Below are 3970 nucleotides of genomic sequence, written 5' to 3'. Positions count from 1 at the left end.
GTGGCGATCGCCATGGCATTCCCGCTGAGCGCCTCGCTCGGCGCGCCCGCCTGGGCGCAAACCGCGCCGGCGGCTGATACGGCCGGCGCCGAACGAGCGCTCGGCGCCATCACCGTCACCGGCGGCCGGCCGACCTCGCTGCCGGCGCAGATCCCGACCACCATCGAAGGCACGACGCATGCGCAGATCGTCGAGACGGTGAACGCCACCGACAGCGAGGACGCGCTCAAGTACCTGCCGAGCCTGGTCGTGCGCAAGCGCTACATCGGCGACTTCAACCACGCGGTGCTGGCCACGCGCGCCTCGGGCACCGGCAACAGCGCGCGCTCGATGGTCTATGCCGACGGCATCATGCTGTCGAACCCGCTGGGCAACGGTGCCACCTACGCGCCGCGCTGGGGCATGGTCTCGCCCGAGGAGATCGAGCGCGTCGACGTGCTGTACGGGCCTTTCTCGGCCGCCTACCCCGGCAACTCGGTGGGCGCGGTGGTCGACTACGTGACGCGCATGCCGGAGAAGTTCGAGGCCCACGTCAAGCTCAGCGGCTTCGTCTCGAACTTCGATCTCTACAACAGCCATTCCTCGCCGGCCGGCCAGCAGCTCGACCTGTCGCTGGGCAGCCGCAGCGGCGACTGGTCGTGGTGGCTCAGCGCCTCGCGCACGCAGAGCAAGGGCCAGGCGCTGGTGTTCGGCAACCGGCTGCTGAGCGCGGGCACGCTCGGCAATGCCGGCACCCCGGTCACCGGCGCGGTGCTGGGGCTCAACCCGTCGAACCAGCCCTGGTGGCTGGTCGGCGGCGCGACGATCTACGACACCACGCAGGAACAGGCCAAGCTCAAGCTGGCCTACGACTTCTCGCCCACGGTGCGCGCCACCTACACGCTGGGCGCCTGGAACAACACCACGCACGGCAGCGTCGACACCTGGCTGCGCGATCCGCTGGGCCTGCCGGTCTACGGCGGGCGGGTCAACATCGCCGGGCGCAGCTACAACCTCGACGCGCCCAGCGGCGCGCTGGTGCCGACCGAGACCCGGCTCACCCACTACATGCACGGCCTCTCGGTCAAGAGCCACAGCGGCGGCGTGTTCGACTGGGAGGTGGCGGCCAGCCTGTTCGACTACGCGAGCGACACCTCGCGCACGCCGACCACGCCGCTGCCCGGCGCCTTCCTCGGCGGGCCGGGCCGCACCACCGACATGGGCGGCAGCGGCTGGCGCACCTTCAAGGCCGCGGGCACCTGGCGGCCCACCGGTTCGGCCGAGGGCGTGGGCGCGCACGTGGTCGACTTCGGCTTCCAGCAGGACACGGCCAAGCTGCGCACCAGCGTCGGCAACACCCTCGACTGGATCGGCGGCCCGCCGGTCACGCCGTTCTCGGCCTTCAACGGCAACACCCGGCTGCAGTCGCTCTACCTGCAGGACACCTGGCGCTTCGCGCGCGACTGGAAGACCACCCTGGGCCTGCGCCACGAGCGCTGGGAGGCCTGGGGCGGCCAGCTCGGCAACGCGACCCGGCTGCTCGACTTCGCGCCGCGCAAGAACAGCTACGACTCGCCCAAGGCCGCGATCGCCTGGCAGGCCACATCCGACTGGCTGTTCAAGGCCTCGACCGGCCGCGCGGTACGCATGCCGACCGTGAGCGAGCTCTACCAAGGCTCGATCGACGGCAACCGCATCGTCAACACCGACCCCAACCTGCGGCCCGAGCGCTCGTGGACCACCGAGCTCAGCGCCGAACGCGGCCTCGATGGCTGGGGGCTCGACGGCGTGCTGCGCACCACGCTGTTCTTCGAGCGCACGAAGGACGCGCTCTACAGCCAGGCGCTGACCAACCTCGTGAGCACGGTGCAGAACGTCGATGCCATCCGCACCCGCGGGCTCGAGGTGGCGCTGAACGCCACCGACGTCGGCATCCGCGGCCTCGACCTCGGTGGCAGCCTCACCCTCGCGAACTCGAAGATCACGGCCAACCGCGGCTTTCCGGCCAGCGTCGGCCAGCAGCAGCCGCGCGTGCCCAAGGTGCGCGCCACCTTGCTGGCCACTTACCGGCCCGACGCCAACTGGAGCTACACCCTGGGCATGCGCTACAGCGGCAAGCAGTACGGCACGCTCGACAACAGCGACCCGAACGGCTTCGCCTACATGGGCTTCTCGAAGTTCTTCGTGGCCGACCTGCGGGTGCGCTACCGCATCGACCGCCAATGGAGCGCATCCTTCGGCATCGACAACCTGAACAATAACAAGTACTGGGCCTTCCACCCCTATCCGCAGCGGACCTACGTGGGCGAACTCAAGTTCGACCTCTGACGCCTGCCCTGTCTTTCACCGTCTTTCCTCAAGGAGTACCTCTCATGAACCGTCACCTCACCCTGCGCACCGTCGCCGCCGCCGTCCTGCTGGCCGGCAGCGCCGCCGCCGTGCTGGCCCATGTCACGCTGCCGCCCGGCGGCGTCACCGTGGGCAGCGACTACGACGCCGCCTTCCGCGTCGGCCATGCCTGCGAAGGCGCCAAGGCCACCACCGGCCTGGCGGTGAAGCTGCCCGCGGGCTTCGTGCTGAGCGAGGCGCAGGCGCGCAAGGGCTGGAAGCTCGATGTGCAGAAGGGCGCTGGCGGCGAGGTGCGCTGGACCGCCGAGAACGCGCAGGCCGCGCTGCCCGGCACCGAGAAGGCCGAGTTCGTGGTGCGCGGCAAGGCGCCGGCCACGCCGGGCACGCTGTGGTTCAAGGTGCTGCAGACCTGCGACGTGGGCAGCGCCGACTGGGCCGAGGTGCCGGCCTCGGGCAATTCCACCGCGGGCCTCAAGCGCCCGGCCGCCAAGCTGGACGTGGTGGCGCAGGGCGTGGCCACGGTCGACGTGCGCGACGGCTGGGTGCGCCAGTCGGTGCCGGGCCAGAGCGGCACCGGTGCCTTCATGAAGCTGACTTCGCCCACGGGCACCAAGCTCGTGAGCATCTCCACGCCCGCGGCCGGCGTGGCCGAAGTGCACGAGATGAAGATGGAAGGCGACACCATGAAGATGCGCGAGCTGAGCGCCGGCCTCGACCTGCCGGCCGGCCAGACGGTGGAACTGAAGCCGGGCGGCTTCCACGTCATGCTGATGGACCTGAAGGGCGCGGTCGCCAAGGGCACGAACGTGCCGCTGACCCTGAAGTTCGAGGATGCGAAGGGCGTGAGGACCGCGCTCGACGTCACGCTGCCTGTGGGCGCGCCGGCCGGCGCCGACGCGGGCGGGGCCGCGCATCAGCACAAGCACTGACGCGGTTGAAGCGGTCGAAGTGGCGTCGGACTAGAGCAACTGGTCCGGCGCCAGCGGCCCGAAGAGCTTGAGCAGCAGGCGCAGGCTCAGGCTGGCATCGGGCTCGGTCCGGCTGTCGGGCAGGCCGCTGCCCTCGGGCGCGTGCCAGACCAGCGAACCGTCGACGAGCTCGACATGCCACGCGCGCTCGCGCAGCCCGCGCTCGATCTGCTCGGCCGCCAGGCGCGACAGCTCGGTGCTGCGGATCAAGAGCGCGATCTCGGTGTTCTGCAGCTGCGAGCGCAGGTCGAGGTTCATCGAGCCGACCACCAGCAGCCGGCCGTCCATCACCAGCACCTTCGAATGCAGCATCGCGCGCGACTCGCCGGTCACGCTGCTGCCGCCGGTCGAGCCGGTGGAGCCTCCGAAGGCGCTGCCCAGGCCGGCCTGCTCGCTGCGCAGCTCGTACAGGCCGATGCCCATCTTCAGCAGTTCCTCGCGATGGCGCGCGTAGCCCACGTGGGCCACCGGCGCGTCGTTCGAGGCCAGCGAATTGGTCAGCACCCGGATGCGCACGCCGCGCGCGCGGGCGGCGGCGAAGGCCTGCTTCATGTCGGCGCCGGGCACGAAGTAGGGCGAGATGATCAGCAGATCGGAGCGCGCCTGGCCGATGAGCTGCAGCAGCCCCTCGACCACCGTCTCGCTGCCGGCCGCGAGGTCGGAGTCGGCCGTGA

At 70.7% G+C, this 3970-nt stretch carries 3 protein-coding genes; 2 read left to right on the top strand and 1 reads right to left on the bottom strand.

The window, feature by feature from the left end:
- Together AC27VN_RS34960 and AC27VN_RS34955 are read left to right on the top strand one after the other, a co-directional pair.
- On the top strand, positions 1 to 2307 hold a 2307-nt coding region (locus AC27VN_RS34960; RefSeq protein ID WP_490879571.1), incomplete at its 5' end, for a TonB-dependent receptor.
- A 44-nt stretch (positions 2308 to 2351) separates the two neighbouring features.
- A complete protein-coding gene (locus AC27VN_RS34955) occupies positions 2352 to 3257 on the top strand; it encodes a copper chaperone PCu(A)C domain-containing protein (RefSeq protein ID WP_490879570.1) in 906 nt (301 codons plus the stop codon).
- A gap of 30 nt (positions 3258 to 3287) precedes the next feature.
- Here AC27VN_RS34955 and AC27VN_RS34950 read toward each other — a convergent pair.
- On the bottom strand, positions 3288 to 3970 hold a 683-nt coding region (locus AC27VN_RS34950), incomplete at its 5' end, for a phospholipase D-like domain-containing protein (RefSeq protein WP_490879569.1).

The sequence above is a fragment of the Variovorax sp. 20P10.2.4 genome, from assembly GCF_058244205.1.
The sequence above is the reverse complement of the archived record's forward strand: the minus strand, read 5'-3'. Positions and strand labels throughout refer to the sequence as shown.

Coding starts and splice junctions, on each gene's coding strand:
- AC27VN_RS34955 (WP_490879570.1), top strand. CDS start 2,352: ATGAACCGTCACCTCACCCTGCGCACCGTCGCCGCCGCCGTCCTGCTG.